The 23,712-nt window shown below is 62.8% G+C and carries 21 protein-coding genes; 18 read left to right on the top strand and 3 right to left on the bottom strand.

Annotated elements, in window-relative coordinates; translation table 11 throughout:
- Positions 1 to 28 precede the first annotated feature (28 nt).
- Complete coding sequence (locus tag ACIQLI_RS08380; RefSeq protein WP_400387088.1) at positions 29 to 934, bottom strand: PAC2 family protein; 906 nt, start codon at positions 932 to 934, stop codon at positions 29 to 31.
- 30 nt (positions 935 to 964) lie between these two features.
- Here ACIQLI_RS08380 and ACIQLI_RS08385 point away from each other — a divergent pair, with 30 nt between their 5' ends.
- The 18 genes from ACIQLI_RS08385 (at position 965) to ACIQLI_RS08470 (ending at position 22,018) form a co-directional block, all read left to right on the top strand.
- A complete protein-coding gene (locus tag ACIQLI_RS08385; RefSeq protein ID WP_400387091.1) occupies positions 965 to 1,777 on the top strand; it encodes an HAD family hydrolase in 813 nt (270 codons plus the stop codon).
- Positions 1,778 to 2,941, top strand: a complete 1,164-nt coding sequence (locus ACIQLI_RS08390; protein WP_400387094.1) for a site-2 protease family protein — start codon at positions 1,778 to 1,780, stop codon at positions 2,939 to 2,941.
- A 115-nt stretch (positions 2,942 to 3,056) separates the two neighbouring features.
- Entirely contained in the window at positions 3,057 to 4,136 is a 1,080-nt protein-coding gene (locus ACIQLI_RS08395) for a tRNA (adenine-N1)-methyltransferase (RefSeq protein WP_400387096.1), read from the top strand.
- Between the two features lie 97 nt (positions 4,137 to 4,233).
- Complete coding sequence (arc, locus tag ACIQLI_RS08400) at positions 4,234 to 6,042, top strand: proteasome ATPase (RefSeq protein ID WP_354226784.1); 1,809 nt, start codon at positions 4,234 to 4,236, stop codon at positions 6,040 to 6,042.
- A 50-nt stretch (positions 6,043 to 6,092) separates the two neighbouring features.
- Positions 6,093 to 7,712 (top strand): depupylase/deamidase Dop, encoded by a 1,620-nt coding sequence (dop, locus tag ACIQLI_RS08405; protein ID WP_400387575.1) that lies wholly within the window; start codon positions 6,093 to 6,095, stop codon positions 7,710 to 7,712.
- A 119-nt stretch (positions 7,713 to 7,831) separates the two neighbouring features.
- Positions 7,832 to 8,035 (top strand): ubiquitin-like protein Pup, encoded by a 204-nt coding sequence (locus ACIQLI_RS08410; protein ID WP_400387100.1) that lies wholly within the window; start codon positions 7,832 to 7,834, stop codon positions 8,033 to 8,035.
- A gap of 79 nt (positions 8,036 to 8,114) precedes the next feature.
- Positions 8,115 to 8,924 (top strand): proteasome subunit beta, encoded by an 810-nt coding sequence (prcB, locus tag ACIQLI_RS08415; protein ID WP_089595133.1) that lies wholly within the window; start codon positions 8,115 to 8,117, stop codon positions 8,922 to 8,924.
- Between the two features lies 1 nt (position 8,925).
- Positions 8,926 to 9,633, top strand: a complete 708-nt coding sequence (prcA, locus tag ACIQLI_RS08420; RefSeq protein WP_354226787.1) for a proteasome subunit alpha — start codon at positions 8,926 to 8,928, stop codon at positions 9,631 to 9,633.
- A gap of 1 nt (position 9,634) precedes the next feature.
- Positions 9,635 to 10,999, top strand: coding sequence for a Pup--protein ligase (gene pafA, locus ACIQLI_RS08425; protein WP_354226789.1), 1,365 nt, complete (start codon positions 9,635 to 9,637; stop codon positions 10,997 to 10,999).
- A gap of 112 nt (positions 11,000 to 11,111) precedes the next feature.
- Positions 11,112 to 12,038 (top strand): FKBP-type peptidyl-prolyl cis-trans isomerase, encoded by a 927-nt coding sequence (locus ACIQLI_RS08430; protein ID WP_354226791.1) that lies wholly within the window; start codon positions 11,112 to 11,114, stop codon positions 12,036 to 12,038.
- An 87-nt stretch (positions 12,039 to 12,125) separates the two neighbouring features.
- Positions 12,126 to 12,521, top strand: a complete 396-nt coding sequence (locus ACIQLI_RS08435; protein ID WP_011774867.1) for an FKBP-type peptidyl-prolyl cis-trans isomerase — start codon at positions 12,126 to 12,128, stop codon at positions 12,519 to 12,521.
- Between the two features lie 94 nt (positions 12,522 to 12,615).
- Complete coding sequence (locus ACIQLI_RS08440; RefSeq protein ID WP_400387107.1) at positions 12,616 to 14,628, top strand: helix-turn-helix transcriptional regulator; 2,013 nt, start codon at positions 12,616 to 12,618, stop codon at positions 14,626 to 14,628.
- A 9-nt stretch (positions 14,629 to 14,637) separates the two neighbouring features.
- Positions 14,638 to 14,988: a hypothetical protein gene (locus ACIQLI_RS08445; RefSeq protein ID WP_400387110.1), complete on the top strand. Its 351-nt coding sequence runs from the start codon at positions 14,638 to 14,640 to the stop codon at positions 14,986 to 14,988.
- 36 nt (positions 14,989 to 15,024) lie between these two features.
- Positions 15,025 to 15,294 carry a Sec-independent protein translocase subunit TatA gene (gene tatA, locus ACIQLI_RS08450; protein ID WP_089595138.1) on the top strand — a complete coding sequence of 90 codons (270 nt, stop codon included), beginning with the start codon at positions 15,025 to 15,027 and terminating at the stop codon, positions 15,292 to 15,294.
- A 6-nt stretch (positions 15,295 to 15,300) separates the two neighbouring features.
- The gene (gene tatC / locus ACIQLI_RS08455) at positions 15,301 to 16,137 is read left to right on the top strand and encodes a twin-arginine translocase subunit TatC (protein WP_354226799.1); all 837 of its coding nucleotides are present in this window, start codon (positions 15,301 to 15,303) and stop codon (positions 16,135 to 16,137) included.
- A 24-nt stretch (positions 16,138 to 16,161) separates the two neighbouring features.
- Entirely contained in the window at positions 16,162 to 19,137 is a 2,976-nt protein-coding gene (locus ACIQLI_RS08460) for a DEAD/DEAH box helicase (protein ID WP_400387114.1), read from the top strand.
- A gap of 49 nt (positions 19,138 to 19,186) precedes the next feature.
- Positions 19,187 to 20,845, top strand: coding sequence for an amidohydrolase (locus ACIQLI_RS08465; RefSeq protein WP_400387117.1), 1,659 nt, complete (start codon positions 19,187 to 19,189; stop codon positions 20,843 to 20,845).
- A 429-nt stretch (positions 20,846 to 21,274) separates the two neighbouring features.
- Positions 21,275 to 22,018 carry a polyprenol monophosphomannose synthase gene (locus tag ACIQLI_RS08470; RefSeq protein WP_089597431.1) on the top strand — a complete coding sequence of 248 codons (744 nt, stop codon included), beginning with the start codon at positions 21,275 to 21,277 and terminating at the stop codon, positions 22,016 to 22,018.
- A gap of 104 nt (positions 22,019 to 22,122) precedes the next feature.
- Here ACIQLI_RS08470 and ACIQLI_RS08475 read toward each other — a convergent pair whose 3' ends face one another.
- Both ACIQLI_RS08475 and ACIQLI_RS08480 read right to left on the bottom strand, forming a co-directional pair.
- Positions 22,123 to 22,470, bottom strand: a complete 348-nt coding sequence (locus tag ACIQLI_RS08475; protein WP_011774875.1) for an RNA polymerase-binding protein RbpA — start codon at positions 22,468 to 22,470, stop codon at positions 22,123 to 22,125.
- Between the two features lie 256 nt (positions 22,471 to 22,726).
- On the bottom strand, positions 22,727 to 23,704 hold the full coding sequence (locus ACIQLI_RS08480; protein WP_400387120.1) for an SPFH domain-containing protein: 978 nt from the start codon (positions 23,702 to 23,704) through the stop codon (positions 22,727 to 22,729).
- Positions 23,705 to 23,712: the final 8 nt, after the last annotated feature.

Consider the following 23,712-nt stretch of genomic DNA (forward strand, 5'->3'; position numbering starts at 1 on the left):
CGCTGCTGGTTTTTACGGTGTTGGCGACTCAGGGCCGGTCCTTGCCGCGTCGTTTGAGGTACCGCTCGAATTCGCGGGCAATGGATTCCCCGGACGCCTCCGGAAGATCGGCCGTGTCCTTGGCCTCCTCCAGTTGCCGCACATACGCGGCAATTTCCGGGTCTTCGGTGGCGAGTTCGTCCACTCCGCGCTCCCAGGCTTCTGACTCTTCAGCCAGGGCCAGACTGTCCAAGGGAACCTGCAGCAGATCCTCAACCCTATGCAGAATGGCGAGCTGGGCCTTGGGGGACGGCGGCTGGGCCACGTAGTGGGGGACGGCTGCCCACAGGGAGACCGTCGGCAGGCCCGCCAGCATGGCAAATTCAGCGAGCACGCCGACTATGCCTACCGGTCCCTCGTATTGGGACGCCTCAAGGTTGAGCCGCTCCCGCAATGAGCTGTCCTCGGTGGTGGTGCTCACCGGAATGGGACGGCTGTGGGGCACGTCAGCGAGCAATGCGCCAATCAGAACCACGGAGTCAACCTTGAGTGCCTCGGCATGGACCAGCAATTCCGTGGTGTAGGCGCGCCAGCGGTAGGAAGGTTCGGTGCCCAGGACAAAGACGACATCCACGTTGCTGTCGGGAACGGCCGCCTTATAGATGCGGGTCGATGGCCATTTGACCTTGCGGGCCCCGGAAGATGTCCGCCGCACAGTAGGGCGCGTGAATTGGAAGTCGTAGTACTCCTCGGCATCCACCGTGGCAACCTTCTTACCGTCCCACAGCTTGTTCAGATAGTGCAGCGCATCGCTGGCGGCTTCACCGGCATCGTTCCAGCCCTCAAAGGCAGCGAGCATTACCGTGACACGCTGGCCTTCCGCAGGTTCCTTGAGGAAACGCTCGGGCTCCGCGGTGATGTCCTGTCCTTCGGGTGTCCCGTCCACACTGTTCATCCACTCACCCTACGTCCAAGACCCTCGTGGATGCATGGCATTTCACGTCGGTGCGTGTCCCTTCTTCGCCCACAGCGCAAAGCACGCACAGTCAGCCACGCGGTTCCACGTAGACTGGAAACCATGCATTCCTCACCCAGCCAGCCCCTCCTCAAAGCCGTGCTCTGGGATATGGATGGCACACTCGTGGACACCGAACCCTACTGGATCGCTGCCGAGCGCGCGCTGGTTGAGGAACATGGCGGCAGGTGGTCGCACCAGCAGGCCATGCAGTTGGTGGGGCAGTCTTTGCTGCATTCTGCTGCTGTCCTGCAGGCCGCCGGGGTCAGGCTCGAAGCCCGCGAGATCGTGGATACCCTCAGCGCCCAGGTCATTGAGCAGGTCCGCAAGGAAGTTCCGTGGCGGCCGGGTGCGCGCGAACTGTTGGATGAGCTCCATCAGGCAGGCATCCGCTGCGCCCTGGTGACGATGTCCGAGGGCCCGCTGGCCGGCGTTGTCGTGGAAAGCCTGCCGAGGCCCTACTTCGAGTTCATGGTCACCGGGGATACCGTCGCCAACGGAAAACCGCACCCCGAGGCCTACCTTACGGCTGTCGAACGCCTTCGCCTGGATGATCCGTCCCTGACGATCCACCACTGCGTCGCCCTGGAGGATTCCATTCCGGGCGCCACCGCCGCCATCGCTTCGGGCGTGATAACAGTGGGAATTCCGCATCAGGTACCGCTGCCGGAGGATCACCGCATGGTCATGTGGGACACCCTGGTGGGCAGGACTTCATCCGATGTCCAGCAACTGGTCGTTGACCGCTTCCAGGCAGCAAACCTCCTCGAAGGGGCCAACTAGGTGACAAGCTCCTCCGCCCCGCATCATGCAACCAGTAAGAAGGACGGCATACCCCTCGGAAAGATTGCCGGAATTCCTGTCTTTCTTGCCTACTCGTGGTTTGTGATCGCCGGCTTCACGGTCATCGTGTACGGACCCGCGCTCCTTGTACGGATGCCGGATCTCGGCATCGGGGCCTATTTTGTTGCTTTGGGTTACGCCTTGCTGCTGGCTGTCTCTGTGCTGGTCCATGAGCTGGCGCACGCGCTGAGCGCCAAAGTCTTCAGCTGGCCCACGGAAAAGATTGTGCTGAACCTTTGGGGCGGCCACACGCAGTTCGAGAATTTCACGGCTTCACCCGGTCGATCAGTAATAGTCGCCCTGGCGGGCCCTGCCTCCAACTTCGTCTTGGCGGCCGGGATGTGGGCCGTGCTTTCCACAGGAGTCCTCAGCGGTGTCTCGGACATCCTGGCCAACATCCTGATGTGGGCCAACCTCCTGATCGGCCTCTTCAATATCCTCCCCGGCCTGCCTCTGGACGGCGGGCGTTTGGTTGAGTCGGCCGTGTGGAAAGCAACAGGCAGCCAGGACAAAGGCACCATCGCCGCCGGCTGGTCCGGCCGTATCATCGTTGCCGCCTTGGTTATCTGGTTCATCGGCCTGCCGCTCATCAGCGGTTCGCCCTTGGACATCAACCTCATGCTCATCACCGTCCTCGTCTGCGGTTTCCTGTGGATGGGCGCGTCCAGTTCCATCCACCACGCGAAGCTCCGCAGCCGCCTCTACCTGGTGAGCGCTGCGGGCCTGGCAGAGCGCGCCGTGGGCGTACCGAACTCAGCCACCGTGGCCGACGTCCTGGACATAGCACCGACCGGAAGTCCCGCCGTCGTGATCTGTGGACCGGATGGCAAACCGCAGGGCGTGGTGGACTTCGGCGCAGCGGCCGCAGTGCCTCCGCAGTCGACGACGACGACGCCGGTCACCGCAGTGGCCCACGCCCTCGGCGCCGGGGCTTACGTCCCGGAATGGTCCAAGGGCCAGGAACTGATCCAGTACTTGGCGCGGCTGGAGGGCGGCGAATACGCTGTGGTGGACCACAACGGAATCGTCACCGGGCTTCTCCGCCAGCAGGCAGTAGTGACAGCGATAACAGGTAAGGAAGCCCGCCGGAGCGGGCGCCCCTGACTTCCTTGCCGGTAGAGTTGCATGCTGGCGGATTTACCGAAGAACCCATTGATTTTTGGCGCCCATCCGCCAGCACGATGTTGCGGCCAAGCCGTACAGGAGCGAGGAACAGTACATGAGCAGCGAAACTGCCGCCCCCGAAGCAAACGCCGGCACCGACGAGGCATCCGCCAGCCAGGCAACGACCGGCCCTGCCACGCAGCCGACGGGCGCTGCGCGCCGCCGCGGGCCTTTCCGCGTCGGCGAGCGGGTCCAGCTCACTGACGAGCGCGGCCGCATGAACACCATCACCCTGGAGGTGGGCGGTGCTTTCCACACCCACCGCGGCTTCCTGAACCACGACGAAATCATCGGCAAGGTGGATGGCTCCGTGGTCAGCAACAACGTTGGCCAGCAGTACCAGACGCTGCGTCCCCTGCTCTCCGACTTCGTGCTGTCCATGCCCCGCGGCGCTGCTGTGGTCTACCCGAAGGACGCCGGCCAGATTGTCACTATGGCCGACATCTTCCCGGGCGCACGCGTCGTGGAAGCCGGCGTCGGCTCCGGCGCCCTCTCCATCTCCCTGCTGCGCGCCGTGGGTGACGGTGGCTACCTGCACTCGTTTGAGCGTCGCGAGGAATTCGCCGACATCGCCCGCGGCAACGTGGAGACCATTTTCGGTGGACCGCACCCGGCATGGCAGATCTCCCTGGGCGACTTCCAGGAAGAAGTGGTCAAGGCTGAGGCCCCAGGCTCCGTGGACCGTGTGGTCCTGGACATGCTCGCTCCCTGGGAGTGCCTTGATGCCGTGGCCACCGTCCTTGCGCCCGGTGGCGTCTGGATCAACTACGTGGCAACCGTCACCCAGTTGTCCCGCACAGCCGAGGCCATCCGTGCTGACGGACGCTTTACCGAGCCTGACGCTTGGGAGTCCATGGTCCGCGGTTGGCACCTCGAGGGCCTTGCCGTCCGTCCGGACCACCGCATGGTGGCCCACACGGGCTTCCTCCTGGTCACGCGCCGTCTCGCGGACGGTGTCACCGGAATTTCGGTCAAGCGCCGCCCGTCCAAGACGGAGTTCAGCGAAGAGGACCTCAACGCTTGGACCCCTGGCGCAGTAGGGGAGCGGTCAGTTTCCGACAAGAAACTCCGCCGTGCTGCCCGTGACGCCATCGCCGGCACCAACGTCCAGGACGATCCCGCAGTCACAAACTGACAAAGGTCACAATAGGGTCCGCATTCCGAATGTCACCCAGCACCCTGAGCTTTTCGGGACTAAGGTCTTCTTAAGCGCAGGAAGGGGCTGATGAATCGTGGACACGTCAAACAACGACCTTGGACGGCCGACGCCGGAGGAAGCACACGCCGCAGCGGAAGAAGCAGCAAGCCGGGGGCTTTCCGCTGTCCAACCACCCGAGCCCTCGAGTGATCTGACCGTTGCCGAACGGCAAATCAATATCCTCCGGGACAAGCTTCGCCACATTGACCGCCAGTTGGCAGCCGCTACCCAGAACAACAGCAAGCTCGTGGGCATGCTGGAGACGGCGAAGGCCGAGATCCTCCGTTTGAAGGGTGCACTGGAGCAGGAGGGCCAACCACCCTACAGCTTCGGAACCGTGGTGCAGATCAATCCGCGGAAGCAGCCGGCTGCCGGCAGTTCCAGCCAGGCCGCCACCGAAGAGTCCGTGGACATTTTCAATTCCGGCCGGAAAATGCGGGTGGGTGTCAGCCCACTGGTCAATCTGAACCAACTCGCGGTGGGGCAGGAAGTCCTTCTGAACGAGGCGCTGCTGGTGGTAGCCGGCCTCGGCTACGAACGCGCCGGCGAACTGGTGACGCTCAAGGAAATGCTCGGGAAGGACCGCGCGCTGGTGGTGGGCCGGGCCGACGAGGAACGGGTGGTCCGGCTTTCGGGCGCCCTGCAAAGTGTCCACTTGAAGGTCGGAGACGCACTGTCCCTGGATTCCCGCACCGGTTACGCCCTTGAAAAGGTGCCACGGGCCGAGGTTGAGAACCTCGTCCTCGAAGAAGTCCCGGATATCACCTACCAGGACATCGGTGGCCTGGGCCCCCAGATCGAGCAGATCCGCGACGCCGTGGAGCTGCCGTTCCTGCATCCGGACCTTTACCGTGAGCACGGACTGAAGGCCCCCAAAGGCATCCTCCTCTACGGCCCTCCGGGCTGTGGCAAGACCCTCATCGCCAAAGCCGTGGCCAATTCGCTTGCAGCACGTGCGGCGGAGCGTGCCGGCAACACCGATCTCAAGAGCTACTTCCTGAACATCAAGGGTCCGGAGTTGCTGGACAAGTACGTGGGCGAGACTGAGCGGCACATCAGGTTGATCTTCTCCCGCGCACGGGAAAAGGCGTCCGACGGCAGCCCGGTAGTTGTTTTCTTCGATGAAATGGACTCGCTGTTCCGGACCCGCGGCACCGGCGTTTCCTCCGATGTCGAAACCACCATCGTTCCGCAGCTTCTCAGCGAGATCGATGGCGTGGAGCGCCTGGACAACGTGATTGTCATTGGCGCCTCCAACCGTGAGGACATGATCGACCCCGCCATCCTCAGGCCGGGCCGCCTTGACGTGAAAGTCAAGATCCAGCGCCCCGACGCCGAGGCAGCGGCTGACATATTCGCGAAGTACATCACCACTGACCTGCCCTTCCACGCGCAGGACCTGGCTGAATATGGCGGAGACGTCCAGGCGACCGTCGATGCCATGGTCCAGCGCACCGTGGAAGCCATGTACTCAACGGAGAAGTCCAACGAATACCTTGAGGTCACCTACGCCAATGGCGACACCGAGATGCTCTACTTCAAGGACTTCAACTCCGGTGCCGTGGTGCAGAACGTCGTGGACCGTGCCAAGAAGTACGCCATCAAGGATTTGCTGACCACTCATCAGAAGGGTCTTCGGATAGACCACCTGCTCCGGGCCGTGGTGGACGAGTTCCGTGAGCACGAGGATATGCCCAACACCACCAACCCGGACGACTGGGCACGGATCTCCGGCAAGAAGGGCGAGCGGATTACCTACATCCGCACCATCGTCCAGGGAAAGGCCGGCCAGGAACCGGGCAAGTCCATTGAAACCACTGCCAACACGGGCCAGTACCTGTGACAGCAAGACCCGAAGGTACGCCCACTGAGAAGTTGCCCGCCGGCGGTGCCATGCGCGTCATGGGCTCGGAAACTGAATACGGCATCCATGCACCATCGGCTCCCGGAGCGAACGCCACCATGATGTCCGCGAGGATCATCCAGGCGTATGCCACAGTCACCCGGCAACGGGCGGCCGGGGGAGCGGAAACACGCTGGGACTACACCGACGAGGAACCGTTGCACGATGCCCGCGGCTGGACCGTGGACCGGGCAGCGGCGGACCCCAGCCAGCTGACGGACCAGCCACCAGTGCTCGACGCCGAGGCAGTCGCGTTGGCCTATGGCCGCCAGGAGCTGGAACTCGATGGCTCGGACGAGTCGGGTTCCCTGCTGATGAACATGGTCCTGGGTAACGGTGCACGCCTGTATGTGGACCATGCCCACCCTGAGTACTCGAGCCCTGAGGTCACCAACCCCCGGGATGTTGTTGCGTGGGATGCGGCAGGCGATCTGGTTGCCTTGGCCACTGTCCGTAAGGTGGCGGCCGACGCCGGCCTCCCTCCCATCAACCTCTACAAAAACAACACGGACAACAAGTCAGTGTCCTATGGTTCGCATGAAAACTACCTCATGCCACGTTCTGTTCCCTTCGGCGACATCATTCGCGGCCTGACACCTTTCTTTGTGTCCCGCCAGGTCGTGTGTGGGGCGGGACGCGTTGGGCTGGGGCAGGACAGTTCGACCCCCGGGTACCAGATCAGCCAACGGGCCGACTTCTTCGAGGCAGAGGTGGGACTGGAAACAACCATCCGGCGTCCCATCATCAATACCCGGGATGAGCCGCACGCAACAGCGGACAAGTACCGCCGCCTCCACGTCATCATTGGCGATGCCAACCTCAGCCAGGCCTCGAACTACCTCAAGTTCGGCACCACTGCCATGGTCCTCAGCCTGATCGAGGCCGGCCAGGCGCCCAGGATCGAGGTCCACGAACCCGTCCAGGCACTTCAGGCCGTCAGCCATGACACGACGCTGACGGCGACAGTGAGGTTGCTTGATGGCCGAAGGGTGACTGCCCTGGACATCCAGTGGATGTACTACGAGGCGGCCGCCAAACTTTCCCAGGAAACGGGAGTGGCGGATTCCGTGACCGGTGACGGCCACACCCATGACGTTCTGTCGCGGTGGGAATCAACGTTGACAACACTGGGCAGCGACCTCAATGCCGCCGCATCCTCTGTTGAATGGGTGGCCAAGAGGTCGCTCCTGGAAGGGTATCGGAAACGCGACGGACTGTCGTGGGACGACGCCCGGCTGGGGCTGGTTGATCTTCAGTGGTCCGATATCAGGCCGGAAAAGGGTCTCTACTACAGGCTGCTGTCCAAGGACCGCATGCTGAAAATCGTCGACGACGTCGACATCGCCCGGGCGGTGACCGAACCGCCGTCGGACACCCGTGCATACTTCCGCGGCCGTTGTGTTTCGAGGTTCGGCAAGGACGTGGTCGGGGCAAGCTGGGACTCGGTTATTTTCGATGTTCCCGGGTTGGGCAAGCTGCAGCGGGTCCCCACTCGGGAACCCCTCCGGGGCACGGAGGCGTTGACTGGTGCGCTGTTTGAGCGTCACCAGGATGCAGGTGCCTTCCTGTCCGAGTTGATGGGCCGGAATGTGCCCCCGGCGAAGAGCTGACGGCGCTTCGCCACGGGGAGATCCGGGCCTGGTCAAAGCCGTACGCAGCAGCCCGCAGCGTGGCAATATGGCAGTAGGAAGTCTCCGTCATCAGGAGACTGACAGTAGGGAGAAAGAAAATGGCAGCACAGGAGCAGCAACAACCACAGTCACGGGACACCGATACTGAGGTGGACGTCCCTGAGGCCCCGCCCGCAGCACCTGCGGCACAGGCTTCGGACGCAACGCAGGGCGTGGATGACCTCCTCGACGAAATCGACGGCGTTCTCGAATCCAACGCTGAGGAATTCGTCAGGGCGTTTGTCCAAAAGGGTGGCCAGTAACCGGACCCGCTACAGGATGTACTGCCCGGCAGGCGTGAGGCCGCCGGGCATCGGAACGCAGAGTCGAAGGAGTGCAGCAATGCAGGACCCATCAACCGGCCCCCTGGCCACCCAGGCAACATCTTCTTTCACGGAGCATCTCCAACGCTCGCGTCCCGAACTCCTCCCGTTCAATCAGTCCTTACCCGCCGGCACCGTCCCGTCCTCGCCGCACGCCACCACGATCGTTGCTTTGACGTATCCGGGCGGCGTGCTGATGGCGGGGGATCGTCGCGCCACGATGGGCAACATCATCGCCAGCAGGCACATCGAGAAAGTGTTCCCTGCAGATGAGTACTCTGTCTTGGGTATTGCCGGAACAGCGGGCCTGGCCATCGACATCACCCGTCTCTTCCAGGTCGAACTGGAGCATTACGAGAAGATTGAGGGCACCTTGCTCAGCCTCGTGGGCAAGGCGAACCGCCTCGGCGCCATGATCCGTGGAAACCTGCCGATGGCCATGCAGGGAATGGCGGTCATTCCGCTGTTTGCAGGGTTTGACCACGTCTCCGGTGTGGGCAGGCTGTTCTCCTACGATGTCACCGGTGGCCGTTATGAAGAGCAGGAACACCACTCGGTGGGTTCAGGTTCAGTGTTTGCCCGCGGAGCCCTGAAGAAATTGTGGAAGCCCAACCTCTCCGAGGAAGCCGCCGTTGCGGTGGCTGTTGAGGCCCTCTATGACGCCGCCGACGACGATTCAGCCACCGGCGGGCCCGATCCTGTCCGCCAGCTGTGGCCCGTGGTCTACACCGTCAACCGCGCCGGGACCCGCCGTGTCCCGGAACGGGATTTGGCGGCCATAGCGGGCGCCATCGTCGAATCCCGCGCCATCGCTGGACGGGAGGCCTGAGATGACCCAGCAGTTCTATGTCTCGCCCGAGCAACTCATGAAGGACCGTGCGGACTTCGCACGGAAAGGCATTGCGCGGGGTCGGTCAGTAGTGGTGATCAGTTGCGCCGATGGCATCGCGCTGATCGCAGAAAACCCCTCTCCGTCTTTGCACAAAATTGGTGAAATCTACGACAAAATCGCATTCGCGGCGGTAGGCAAGTACAACGAGTTCGAGAGCCTCCGGCAGGCCGGCGTCCGCTACGCAGACGTCCGCGGCTATTCCTACGATCGCGAAGACGTCACCGCCCGCGGACTGGCCAGCGTTTACGCCCAGAGCCTCGGTGCCGTGTTCACGGCCGAACAGAAACCTTTCGAAGTGGAACTCGCTGTTGCTGAGGTCGGCTTGGCGCAGGAGCAGGACCACCTCTACCGGCTGACGTTTGATGGCTCCATCGCAGATGAGAACGGCTTCGTGGTCATGGGTGGACTCGCCGACCAAATTTCGGACGTCGTCAGCGGGGCCTGGGATCCTGAGCTCAGCCTGGCCGGCGCCATGCGTTTGGCCCTGCGAGCCCTGTCCACGGACAAGGACGCCGATGCCTTGCCGGCCACCGCCGTCGAAGCTGCAGTACTGTACCGCGCATCCGAAAGCCACCGCGGTTCCCGGAGGGCGTTCCGGAGGCTTTTGCCGGAGGACATGACCCGGTTGCTCACAGAGGAGGCTTGAGATGGACAAGAGAATATTCGGCATCGAAACGGAATTCGGGATCTCTTATTCCAGCCCGGATTCACGGCCCCTGGCTCCCGAGGAAGTAGCCCGCTACCTCTTCCGCAAGGTGGTCAGCTGGGGCCGTTCGTCCAATGTGTTCCTGACCAACGGCTCGCGGCTGTACCTGGATGTGGGTTCGCATCCGGAGTATGCCACGGCCGAGTGCGACGACCTCGCACAGTTGATCGCCCATGACAGGGCGGGCGAGCTTATCCTGGACGACCTCGTGGATGAGGCCCAGGCAAGGCTTGCGGCAGAGGGCTTCAACGGCACTGTTTACCTGTTCAAGAACAACACCGACTCCGCGGGAAACTCCTACGGCAGCCACGAGAACTACCTGATCCCGCGCCGCGGGGAATTTTCCCGGCTGGCTGAGATCCTCATTCCCTTCCTGGTGACGCGCCAGCTGATCGCCGGGGCAGGCAAGGTCCTTAAGACACCACATGGGGCCACCTTCGCGTTCTCCCAGCGGGCGGACCACATCTGGGAGGGCGTGTCCTCAGCCACCACCAGGTCACGCCCCATCATCAATACCCGCGATGAGCCCCATGCGGATGCAGAATTCTACCGCCGACTCCATGTAATCGTGGGGGACAGCAACATGTCCGAAACCACAGCCCTGCTCAAAGTGGGAACAGTGGACCTGATCCTCCGCATGATCGAGGCGGGCGTCATCATGCGCGACATGCGGATGGAGAACCCCATCCGCAGCATCCGCGAAATCTCACATGACCTTACGGGCCGCGCCCTGGTCAGGCTTGCCAACGGCAGGCAGCTCACCGCCCTGGATATCCAGCGCGAATACCTCAGCAAGGTCACTGAATTTGTCGCCACCAACGGGGCGCACAACCCCCACGTACCGCTCATCCTGGACCTGTGGAAGCGCACGCTGGACGCCATCGAAAGCGGCGATACGTCCACCATTGATACCGAAGTGGACTGGGCCATCAAGAAGAAGTTAATGGACGGTTACATGCGCCGGCACGACCTCAGCCTGGACTCTCCACGAATCGCCCAACTTGACCTCACCTACCACGACATCTCACGGCAACGCGGCATCTTCTTCCTGTTGCAGGCACGGGGGGCAGCACGTCGGCTGGTCACGGAAACAGAGGTCAAGGACGCCGTGGACGCACCGCCGCAGACAACGAGGGCGAAGCTGCGAGGAGACTTTGTCCGCCGGGCCCAGGAACTTGGCCGCGACTACACCGTGGATTGGGTCCACTTGAAGCTGAACGACCGTGCCCACCAGACAATTCTTTGCAAGGACCCGTTCCGGAGCGTCGACGAGCGGGTGGATGCGCTCCTGGACTCTATGAGCTGACTCCCAGCTTCACGGGCTATTCTGGATAGTGGTCTCTTCATGGGACCCAACCTGCTTGGAGGCGCAACGCGCCCTTCCGAGTGTCCCTTGCCCCGACGAAAGTGTCTTTTTTGTGCGCCGACTCCTAGCAATCCTCCTGCCCGCCCTTCTGCTCATCACCGCCTGTGGCGGCGGGAGCACGCCGGCCGCCGAGCCCACCAGCAAGTCCGTAGGCGACGTCTCCAAGCTCGACTCCGTCAAGGTAACGGACAACGGCAACGACAAAGCGCCGGGCATTGAGTTCTCCAAGCCCCTCACCGTCGCTGAGCCCACGGTTGACGTCGTCAGTGAAGGCGATGGAGCCCGCGTGAAGGCGGGGCAGACAGCCGAACTGGCCTACGTCGCCGTAGACGGCAACGATGGCAAGACCCTTGAGGACGGCTACGCGACCGGCCCCCAACCGATCGATCTGACGGATCAGATCAAGTCCAGCAATGAACTGATCTACAACGCCATTATCGGCGCCAAGGTCGGCAGCCACGTTGCCATCGCCGCCCCCGGCAATTCCTCGGGTGACACCCCTGCCGGCACGCAGCTGGTGGTCTTCAAGATCGTCTCCGCCAAGGATGCCGCTCCGGTCCTGGAGAAGCCCGAAGGTGAAGCAGTGACCCCTCCGGCCGGCCTGCCCACCGTGAAGGAAGACGACAAGGGCATTCCGCAGATTTCCGTGGATGGCGTCGCTGCACCCAAGGAACTCATCGCCCAGGACCTGATCAAGGGCTCCGGAGCTGCCGTCAAGGCCACTGACACCCTGACCGTCAACTACGTCGGTGTGAACCTCGTAGGTGGCACCAAGTTCGATTCGAGCTTCGACAGGGGAGAGCCCACCAGCTTCCCCCTCACCGGCGTCATCAAGGGCTGGACGCAGGGCCTTGAAGGCAAGACTGTTGGCTCGCGCGTGCTGCTGGTCATCCCGCAGGACCTGGCCTACGGTGAAACCGGCCAGGGTGAAGCCAAGGGCGACCTCGTATTCGTCGTCGACATTCTCGGCGTCAAGTAACGACCACCGCAACGTCGACAAGACTGCCGGGCACTGGCTTAAGCTGGTTCCTGACACCAATCCCGTCCCTCACACCAAGGAGCAACCATGTCATTTGGTCAGCGCGACTTTGACCGCACCAAGCCCGAAATCGACTTCCCGGAAGGCGACGTCCCCACGGACCTCGTCATCACGGACCTCATCGAGGGCACCGGCACGGAAGCCAAAGCCGGAGACACCGTCTCTACCCACTACGTTGGCGTCGCCTGGTCCACGGGCGAAGAATTCGACGCTTCATGGGGCCGCGGCGCTCCGCTGGACTTCCGCGTCGGCGTAGGCCAGGTCATCCAGGGCTGGGACCAGGGCCTGCTGGGCATGAAGGTCGGCGGCCGCCGCCGCCTGGAAATTCCTTCCGAGCTCGCCTACGGTTCCCGTGGCGCCGGTGGAGCCATCAAGCCCAACGAAGCCCTGATCTTCGTTGTAGACCTCGTGGCTGTCCGCTAGGACATCACTCGGCGCAAGGCGCGTTACCTTCCGGTTTTACCGGTCGGTGACGCGCCTTGCTGCTTTCCCGCCGGACTTTAGTAACGTAGCAACCGTGTCCGCATCCCGCACTGAACGACTTTTGAACCTTCTCCTGGCTTTGCTAAATACCAGGGTGGGCCTTCCACGCTCCGTCCTGCGCGAGAAGGTCTACCACGATTCCGCAGAGAACGACGTTGCCTTTGGGCGCATGTTCGAGCGCGACAAAGTGGATTTGAAACAGTTTGGCTTCGAGATCGAGACACTCACGGATCCGCGCCATTTCGGTGTCGACGACCCCGCGTCAACGCGCTACCGCATCGGCAAGGACTCAAACCGGCTGCCTGATGTGAACCTCACGCCTGCAGAATGCACCGTGTTGCTCCTCGCTGCGCAACTGTGGGAACGGGCAGCGCTTGGCTCCGCAGCAGCCAATGCCGTCCGCAAGCTGCAAGCCGCAGGAGGCTTCACGGAGGTGGACCTCCCCGCCGGCGTCCAGCCCCGGATCAAACCAGCCGGACAGGCCTTCGACGACGTCGTTGCAGCCATGCACGGCAATCATCCGGTCCGCTTCGGCTACCTCGCTGTCAGTACCGGGCGTGAAGAAGTCCGGGAGGTTGAGCCCTGGGGACTCGGCAGCCGCTTTGGCCAGTGGTACCTCGTGGGCTTTGACCGGGGGAGAGGAGCCAAGAGACTGTTCCGGCTCTCGCGGATGACTACCGCGGTGACCGTGGTGCCCGGGACCAGTTTCGAGCCTCCGGTCGGTTTCAATGCCAGGGCCGAATTGGACACCCTCCATGAACTGCCCGTACAGCGGGCCACCCTCTCCGTCGACAAGGACCGCCTGCTTGCCTTGCGCAAGAGAGCCGTCGAAACAGCCCCGGTTGATTCCACCCGTGACCGCGTCATGGTGGAATTCCGCGATCCCGAGGTACTCGCCGAAGAGCTGGCCTCATACGGCCCCCACGTTAAGGTGGACGGCCCGGATGAACTGCGTGCCGCCGTCGTGCGCCGCCTGCGAGGTGCCCTGGACTTCGATGCTGAACCGCCCGTACCCGTGGCGTTCCCCGAGGCCGCACGGGCGCAGCGTGCCCGGAAGCGCACTTCGGAGGACCAACTTGCCAGGATGCTGCAGTTGGTCCCGTTCCTGGTCCATCATCAGGGTCTCCACATCCAGGAAGTCGCAGACCACTTCGGCATTACCCGCAAGGCGCTGATTGATGATCTCAAGATCCTCATCTGCTCGGGCCTCCCTGAGGGCTATCCGGATGACCTCCTGGACATCCAATGGGAAAACGACCACGTGTATATCTCCGAACATCTGGACCTGAACCGCCCGGTGCGCTTCAGCGAGGACGAAGCCGCTGCCTTGCTGACCGGCCTGGCCATGCTGGGAGACCTTCCGGCGTTGGCGGGCATCTCCGAAGACGAGCCCGGGAGTGCCCTGGAATCCGTCACCATCAAACTGACTGGTGCTGCAGGGCAGGCGGGACGTTTGGCAGGCGCCGTAGCCGGGCAATCCGTTGAGCCCGAGCAGTCGCAGGCGTTCGCCGTCATTACCCAGGCCATCAGGGACGGCCGCCAACTGCGCCTGAAGTATCTATCCCGGCAGCGGGATGAGCTGACCGAACGTGACGTTGACCCCTTGCGGCTCTACTCGCTGGATAACACGTGGTACTTCGAGGCGTATTGCCACAGCAAGGCCGGAATCAGGAACTTCCGCCTGGACAGGGTGGAAATCGTCGAACCGAACGGGCGCCCTGCCTCAGGGACGGCCACTGCAGAGCAGGACTTCCCTGCCCGCTTGTTCACACCCAGCGACGACGACGTCCTGGTGGTGCTGCACCTGGCCAGGCAGGGCCTGGGGTTGGCGGATGACTACTATGCGGAGCGCACGGCGCAACTGCCCGACGGCGGCCTCCTCGCCGAGGTACGGTTCGGCACAGCGGAGTGGCTGCCGATGTTCGTTTCCCAGCACGGTGGCTCCGTCCGGATCCTGGACCCCGGGGCCCTGCGCGACCAAACCAGGGCATGGCTTAACGTGGCCGTGGAGCAGTACGACTCTCCGTCCGACCGCGCGGCTGGCTAGACTACTCAGATGCCTTGGTGGTTCTGGATCCTGTTGTGGATCGCGCTCATAGCCCTGTCGTTGCTGCTTCACCTGACGTTGGGGTATCGCTTGTTCAGAAAATTCATGTCAACTGTTCATGAACTGGGCGACGCGGGTAAACGTTTCAGCAACCTTTCACCTGTCGCCGAAACCTCCGACGTTGAACCCTCGGAAAACCGCTCCCGGCCTGGGTCCGCAATTTTTGCCTCACCGGATCAGATGCGTCATGATTACCTGACGGCCAAAGCCTTCCGCCAGGAAGTTCGTCGCCAAAAGCGGGTCAAGCGCAAAGCAGGGCGGGGGCAACCCCAATCCCTGCACGACATTGAATTCAGATAGACGTAGGATGTATCCAAAAGGAAAGGACCTCCCCACATGAGGCTCGAAGGCTGGCATCTCATCATCATCATCGTCCTGGCTCTGGTGCTCTTCGCAGCGCCGAAGCTGCCGTCCATGGCGCGCAGCATTGGGCAGTCGATGCGCATTTTCAAGTCTGAAGTCCGGGAAATGAAGAAGGACGGTTCTTCAGAAACGAAGGACTCCCAGGACGCTTCCGACGCTGTTGAAGGCAAGGTAGTAGGCCACCCGGACGCCAAGGCCAAGAACACCGGCGAGACTGACGTTCCGCCCTCCAACCGCGTCTAGAGAGAAGTGGTGGAAACGAAGGGGCGCAAGGCCAACCCCGAAGCCCGGATGGCGCTCCTTGACCACCTCAAGGAGCTGAAGAACCGGCTCTTCAAGGCTGCAATCGGCATCATCCTGGGCACCGTGGTGGGCTTCATCGTCTACCAGCCGCTCCTGGAGGCCCTGATCAAACCGATCAAGGACCTCAATGAGAAGGAGGGGCGCGCCGCCACCCTGAACTTCGACGGAGTGGCCAGTTCGTTTGACCTCATGGTGCAGGTCTCGGTCTTCCTTGGCGTGCTGCTCGCCTGCCCGGTGTGGATTTACCAGCTCTGGGCCTTCATTGTGCCTGGGCTCCACAAGAAGGAGCGGCGCTTGGCGTTGGCCTTCGTGGCAGCGGCCGTGCCCCTCTTTGTCGGCGGTGTACTCCTTGCCTGGCTGGTGCTCCCCAATGCCGTCAGGGTACTGACAGATTTCACCCCGTCGGGGGCCTCCAACTTCATCACCGCCCAGGTGTACCTGGCGTTTGTCCTGAGGCTCCTGCTGGCGTTCGGCATCGCCTTCCTGGTTCCCGTGGTGCTCGTGGGGCTGAACCTTGCCGGAATCGTCAAAGGCAAGCAACTCATCAAGAGTTGGCGCATTACCATCTTCCTGGTCTGCTTGTTTGCTGCGATGGCCGCTCCCGGCGCTGACGCCATGAGCATGTTCTATCTCGCAGCACCCATGCTGCTCCTGTTCTTTGCGGCCATCGGAGTCTGTGTCCTTAACGACCGTCGCCGTGAGCGCCGTGCCATCAAGCGGGCAGCTGAGACTGAAGCCACGGCAGACATCGCCACCCCGGCCACGGATCTGGAGAATCTCTAGACCGTGGGCCACTAGGCTTGATGCATGTCCTCCATATCCGGGTCTCCATCACCATCAGAGAGCTACCAGGCTGCAGCGCAGCGGGCCTCTGAGTCGAAAACCTATCTGGGCGCTTTTGCCCGTTCCCTGGACTTTGACCTGGACGACTTTCAACGCGAGGCCTGCAGGTCCCTCCAGGAGGGCCGTGGCGTCCTGGTGGCAGCACCCACGGGCGCAGGCAAGACCATCGTGGGGGAGTTCGCGATCTACCTTGCTCTGGAACGGGGCCTCAAGGCTTTCTACACCACCCCCATCAAGGCGCTGAGCAACCAGAAGTTCTCGGAGCTGGCATCAAAATACGGCGCTGCGAACGTTGGCTTGCTGACAGGCGATACCACCATCAACGGCGACGCGCCTGTGGTGGTCATGACCACCGAAGTCCTGCGAAACATGCTCTATGCAGACTCGGAGACCCTGGGCGACCTGGGCTTTGTGGTGATGGACGAGGTCCACTACCTGGCCGACCGCTTCCGCGGTGCAGTGTGGGAGGAGGTCATCATCCACCTACCAAGTGAGGTCCAGGTGGCTTCCCTGAGTGCCACCGTTTCCAATGCTGAAGAGTTTGGCGCCTGGCTGGATACTGTCCGGGGTGATACCGATGTCATCGTCTCCGAACACCGGCCCGTGCCGTTGTGGCAGCACGTCATGGTGGGCCGCGAAATAGTTGATCTCTTCGCAGGCGACACCACCTTTGATGAAATTGCGCCCCAGGCCACCGGCGCACCGGAGACTGAGGTGCCGGATATCTCCGAGGCCGCCGAGGTAGCCAGCGAACCTTCCACCACGGACCGACGGAACGTCCATGCCAAGCGTTCCTCCGCCGCCAAAGTCCAGCAGGCCGTCACCGGACCTGAGTTTGAGGTCAATCCGGATCTGTTGGCCATGGCCCGTTCCGAGAGCCGCATGAACATGAGCGGCCGCTTTGGCCACGGGGGACGCAGCCGCCGTCGCCAGGACCGTCACCGCGATGAACGCCAGCAGTCCGAGCAGCGCAGCCCGGTTCGCAAGGCGAGCCGGCCCCAGGTCATTGAGAGCCTCAGGCGCCAGGACCTGCTGCCTGCCATCACGTTCATTTTCTCCAGGGCCGGCTGTGACGCTGCCGTCGCCCAGTGTGCGGCCTCCGGGTTATGGCTGACAACGGAGCGTGAACAACAGATCATCGCCCAACGCGTGGACGAAGCCAGTCACGAAATTCCTGCGGACGATCTCGACGTGCTCGGTTTCTGGGGCTGGCGTGACGGACTCGTCAGGGGTTTTGCCGCCCACCACGCGGGCATGCTGCCCACCTTCAAGGAAGTGGTGGAAAAGCTCTTTGCCGACGGCTTGGTCAAGGCCGTCTTCGCCACCGAAACGCTGGCCTTGGGCGTCAACATGCCGGCCCGCTGCGTAGTGCTGGAAAAACTGGAAAAGTTCAACGGTGAAGCCCACGTCAATATCACAGCGGGGGAGTACACCCAGCTGACCGGCCGCGCGGGACGCCGGGGCATCGACGTCGAAGGCCATGCCGTGGTGCTGTGGCAGCCGGGGACAGACCCCGCAGCTGTGGCAGGCCTGGCTTCACGGCGCACATACCCCCTGAACTCGAGCTTCCGGCCCACCTACAACATGAGCATCAACTTGATTGCCCAGTTTGGCCGTGTTCGAGCCCGTGAAATCCTGGAGTCCTCTTTTGCCCAGTTCCAGGCAGACCGCTCCGTGGTCGGTATTGCCCGGCAGGTGCGGGGGCGCGAAGAGTCTTTGGCTGGCTACGCCAAATCCATGCAATGCCATCTGGGTGACTTCACCGAGTACGCAAAACTCCGCCGCGAGCTAAGCGACGCAGAGAATTTCGCGGCCCGCGACCATCAGCGGGCCCGCAAGTCGCACGTTGCCGATTCCCTGGCCCGGCTGATCCCCGGCGATGTCATCAGTATCTTCAGCGGCAGGCTGTCCGGCCATGCGGTGGTTCTCGAAGTGGATCCGAATGCCCGTGAGCCCCGGCCATCAGTGCTTACCTCGGACAACCAGCTTCGCCGGATCGGCGTGCACGATCTCGAGGGCCCGGTCTCGCCCGTGACGCGGATCCGCATCCCCAAATCGTTCAATGCCAAGGTGCCCAAAGCCCGCCGCGACCTCGCCTCCTCCATGCGCCACGCCATCAGTGAAGATGCACCGCACAGCCGCCGCAACAGCAGGCACGAGGACTTCGGCCTGGGGGCCCGCCTGCCCGACCAGGAAAAGAAGATCACTGATCTAAGGCGTGCGCTCCGGGCCCACCCCTGCCATGGCTGCAGCGAACGTGAAGACCATGCCCGGTGGTCGGAGCGCTGGTGGAAGTTGCGTAAGGAAACCGACGGCCTGGTCCGCCAGATCCAGAGCCGCACCAACACCATCGCCAAGACGTTCGACCGCGTGTGTGATCTACTCTCCGCGTACGGCTACCTGGAAAGCAACGACGCCGGCCATGTCACCATCAGCGTCGACGGCCAGCGGCTTCGCCGGATCTACGGCGAGAAGGATTTGCTCATTTCCCAGTCGGTCCGGCGCGGGGCCTTGAACGATCTCGATGCCGCCGAGTTGGCGTCCTTGGCCAGCACGCTGGTCTACCAAGCCAAACGCGAAGACCGCGGCCTGCGGCCCAAGATGCCCAGTGTTTCGCTGGAGTCCGCCGTGGATATTGTTGTCCGCGAATGGTCCCAGCTGGAGGACACCGAGGAACACCACAGACTCCCTTTGACGGGCGAGCCGGAACTTGGACTGATGTGGCCCATGTATAAGTGGGCCAAGGGCCGCCACCTTCAAGATGTCCTGAGCGGAACCGACCTCGCTGCCGGCGACTTTGTCCGCTGGGCCAAACAGGTAGTGGACCTCCTCGACCAATTGGCCAAGATCCCCCAACTCGACCCCCGAGTGGCACGGATCTGCAGGGAGGCCATCGATCTGGTCCGCCGCGGCGTTGTTGCTTACTCCACGGTGGCCTAGCGCCACCCTTCACTGATTGACTGTTTCCAACGCTCAAGGAGCACAACGCATGAACCAGCCAGGCGTGCCAGCCGGCCACCACAGCACTACAGAGGACCGCAAGGTCACCATGTACCGCAACGGGTCCATCTATACGGCCGCTGATCCCTTTGCCACCGCCATGGTGGTGGACGGCGATACCGTCGCCTGGGTGGGCTCCGAGCAGGCCGCCACGTCCATCGCTGACTCGAACATGGAGATCATCGATCTCCGCGGCGCCCTCCTTGCTCCCGGCTTTGTGGACTCCCATGCCCACCTCACAGAAACGGGCCTTGCCCTTTCCGGCGTGGACCTTTCCCCAGTGCGTTCAGCCAGGGAATTGCTCGACGCCGTTGCCACCGCCGGCGGCAACGGAACCATTGTGGGGCACGGTTGGGATGAGACAGCATGGAACGACACCTCGCTGCCCACCATGGAAGAACTTGACCGGGCTGGGGCTGGACGGCATGTCTACCTTTCCCGCATTGATGTCCACTCCGCCCTGGTTTCTTCATCGCTGGCCGCAGCTGCCGGCCTGAAAGGCGTGGACGGGTTCTCCGGCGGCGCACGGGTGGTACGTGCAGCGCATACCGCCGCGCGCCTGACGGTCCGGCAGTTCCCCGAAGCGGTGCGGCGTGGACTCCAGGAACGTGCCCTCAAAGAAGCGGCGTCCCATGGCTATGTGGCCTTGGCTGAAATGTCGGCACCCCACATCTGCGGCCCGGACGACCTGCGCCTGGCAGCGTCGTGGAACGGCCTCGGTGGCAGCCCTGAAGTGCTCCCGTACTGGGGCGAGCTGGCCTCGTCTGTGGAGCACGCCGGGAACATTCTGGGCGGCCTGGGGACCAAGGTCCTGGGCCTCGCCGGAGACCTTAACGTAGACGGTTCGCTTGGTTCCCGAACAGCTGCCCTCCTGGATGACTATTCCGACGCGCCCGGGAACCGCGGCAGCCTGTACCTCTCTGTAGATGATGCAGCCCAACACCTTGCTGCAACCTCCCAGCTGGGCGTCCAGGCGGGCTTCCATGTCATTGGCGACGCTGGCCTGGCCGTTGTTCTTGAAGCCTTGGACGTTGCCGCAACTGAGGTAGGGGAGCAGCGGATCCGGGCCGCGGGCCACCGGCTGGAGCACGTTGAACTTGCCGATCAGTCCGCCATCGACAAACTGGCCAAGTACTCCATCACTGTCAGCGTACAACCTGGCTTCGATGCCGCATGGGGCGCTCCAGGCGGACTCTATGAACAGCGTCTGGGAGATCGAAGCAAGGCCATGAACCCCTTCGCGTCCTTCTACGCAAGCGGTGTCCCCATCGCCTTTGGCAGCGACAGCCCTGTCACGCCTCTTCGTCCGTGGACCAGCGTGCGCGCGTGCTTGGAACACAGCAACCCGGAACAACGGATATCAGCCAGGGCGGCTTTCCTGGGCCATACACGCGCCGGCTGGCGTGCCGCGAAGTTCCGCAACCCCCTGATGGGCCAGCTGGTGCCTGGTGCACCTGCCAGTTTCGCCGTGTGGGAAGTCGAGGAGCTGATGGTCCAGGTGGCAGACAGCCGCGTCCAGTCATGGAGCACGGATCCGCGGGCGCGGACACCGCTGTTGCCCGCCCTGGATACCGGCAACGACCCGCGGTGCTTGCAGACCGTCCGTGAGGGACAGGAACTGTTCGCCCACGAGTCGCTCCGCGTTTAGGGGAATCAATTTCAAGCCTGCCGACGGCCTGCTGAACTGGGCCGACGCCAGGATCTGCAGGTCACCGGCCGGTTGACAGCGTGTGGTGAGTCCGTAGCATTGAGGCTCAACGGATGATCAGCCCGGGGGCCAAAGCCACGGTTTGATGGTCCGGTCGCGGCCGGAGCACGTTCATGGTGGCGGCAAACAGGTGGGCAGGTCCGCAGCGACCCAGAAAACAGTTTGTCCGGGACTCAGTTGCCCGGCGCCACTGGACCTGGGCTTGTGGACCTGCCCGCGGCATGCCGCCCCCGGCGCCGTGGGCTGTGTCCCACGCCACTACCGCCCAAGGAGTGCGCTTCGGCGTCCTATAATGGAGAGTTGCGCCAGAATGCCAGCCGCCACGGCTGGTCCGGCACACTGACCGCTCCATCAAGGAAAGGCCTCTTCTTGCGTGTCCTGACGATCATTCCCACCTACAACGAGCTCGAATCGCTCCCCGTAACCCTGGGGCGGCTGCGCGCAGCAGTTCCCGAGTCCGATGTTTTGGTGGTTGACGACAACAGCCCTGATGGTACCGGACAACTTGCCGACGAGTTCGCTGCCACGGACCACCAAGTTCACGTGCTGCATCGAAAGGGCAAGGAAGGCCTCGGGGCCGCCTACATCGCCGGCTTCAAGTGGGGGCTCGCTGCAGGATACGACGTCCTGGTGGAAATGGACGCCGACGGTTCGCACAAGCCGGAACAGTTGCCATTGCTCCTGGATGCCGTCAAGGACGGAGCCGACCTCGCCATGGGCTCACGCTGGGTCCCCGGAGGCAGCGTGGTCAACTGGCCGCTCTACCGCCAGGCCATCTCACGTATCGGCAGCACCTATGCACGCATCATGCTCGGCGTGAAGATCAAGGACGTCACCGGCGGCTACCGCGCCTTCAAGCGCAGCACCCTGGAAGCCCTGAACCTGGATGAGGTCGAGTCGGTCGGCTACGGCTTCCAGGTGGACCTCGCATGGCGGGTGGCCAAGCTGGGTCTCCGCATCGAGGAACGCCCGATTACCTTCGTGGAGCGGGAGCTTGGTGCCTCCAAGATGAGCGGCAACATTGTGGTGGAAGCCATGATCAACGTCACCAAGTGGGGACTGGCGGCCCGCTGGGCAAAGCTCACCCGCAAGTCGCCCGCCACGGCAAAGTAGCCTTCCAACAGACAAGTAGCTTCAAACAGAAAGGCCGGGTCTGGTTCCCCAGGGAACCAGACCCGGCCTTTCTTGTCCGGGCTTACTTTTGTCCGGGTTACAGACTAGGCGGAGCGGCGCTCTCCACGGCGCTCACGCAGAATGTTCAAACGATCCTCAAGGATCTGTTCCAGCTCAGGAAGGCTGCGGCGTTCCAGCAGCATGTCCCAGTGGGTGCGGACGGCTTTCTCGTTGGCATCCACAGGACGCTCGCCATCAACCAGAAGAGCTTCCTTGCCGGTCTTGGAAACCCAGACCGGGGGAATCTCGGCCTCGGAGGAGAAGGTCACGAAGACCTGTTCGCCGTCCTCGCAGCGGTACTCGACCCGCTGGCGCGGTGCCGGTTCAACGCCGGATTCGGTTTCCATGCTTTGGGCGCCAAGACGCATACCCCGCAGGCTGCGATCGCTCATGATTACTCCCTCTGTCTGTACGCGGAGCAGGAACCCCGCGCTGGCCGTAAGCCGTTTTCACGATCCTTACGGACTACTTCTGCACACCTTGCATCACTAATTGCAACGCCTGGCCAAGCTTTTATGTTCCATCCAGGCTGAACCAGCCGGACAAATATCCCATTATACGCGGAACATCCCTTACGACTCAAAAGCCACGACACGCAACGAGCGGCCAGCCGGAATGGCTGACCGCCCGTTGGGCCTGAACCTGTGGTTATTCGGCGGGCCGTGCATGCTCGGCGGACGCTGCAGGAGCGGGCGCCTTGCTGTCGTCATTGCCACCGAAGAGACCGACGGGGGAGTCCCCGTTGTTCCCACCGAGGGCGCCGCCGATGCCCTTAAGTGCTTCGCCGACTTCGCTGGGAATGATCCAGAGTTTGTTCGAGCTTCCTTCCGCGATCTTCGGGAGGGTCTGCAAATACTGGTAAGCAAGAAGCTTCTGGTCCGGGTTGCCCTTGTGGATGGCGTCGAAGACCTTCTGGATGGCCTGGGCTTCACCGTCTGCGCGGAGGATGGCTGCCTTGGCATCACCCTCAGCTGCGAGGATGGCCGCTTGGCGCTGGCCTTCAGCGGTAAGGATCTGCGACTGCTTGGTACCTTCTGCGGTCAGGATGGCCGCACGACGATCCCGCTCTGCGCGCATCTGCTTTTCCATCGAGTCCTGGATGGAGTGGGGCGGATCAATCGCCTTCAGCTCCACGCGCGATACGCGGATTCCCCAACGGCCCGTGGCTTCGTCAAGGACGCCGCGCAGCTGACCATTGATCTGGTCGCGCGATGTGAGCGCTTCTTCGAGGTTCAGCCCGCCCACCACGTTACGGAGCGTGGTGGTTGTCAGCTGCTCGACTGCCTGGATGTAGTTGGCGATCTCATAGGTAGCCGCCCGGGGATCAGTGACTTGGAAGTAGACCACGGTGTCGATCGAGACCACCAGGTTGTCCTCCGTGATAACCGGCTGCGGCGGGAAAGAAACCACTTGTTCGCGGAGGTCCAGGAGCGGCAGTAGCCGGTCGACGAACGGGATCAGGATGGTAAGGCCCGGGTTCAGCGTGCGCTGGTACTTGCCGAGCCGTTCAACGACGCCGGCGCGGGCCTGCGGGATGATCCTGACCGAGCGGACCAACACTATGATGACAAAAATAACGAGAACAATCAGCACAATTGCTGCTGCTGTTCCTCCTAAGCCGTCCATACATCTCC

Source organism: Paenarthrobacter sp. NPDC091669 (genome assembly GCF_044756725.1).
Taxonomy (GTDB): Bacteria; Actinomycetota; Actinomycetes; order Actinomycetales; family Micrococcaceae; genus Arthrobacter; species Arthrobacter bambusae_C.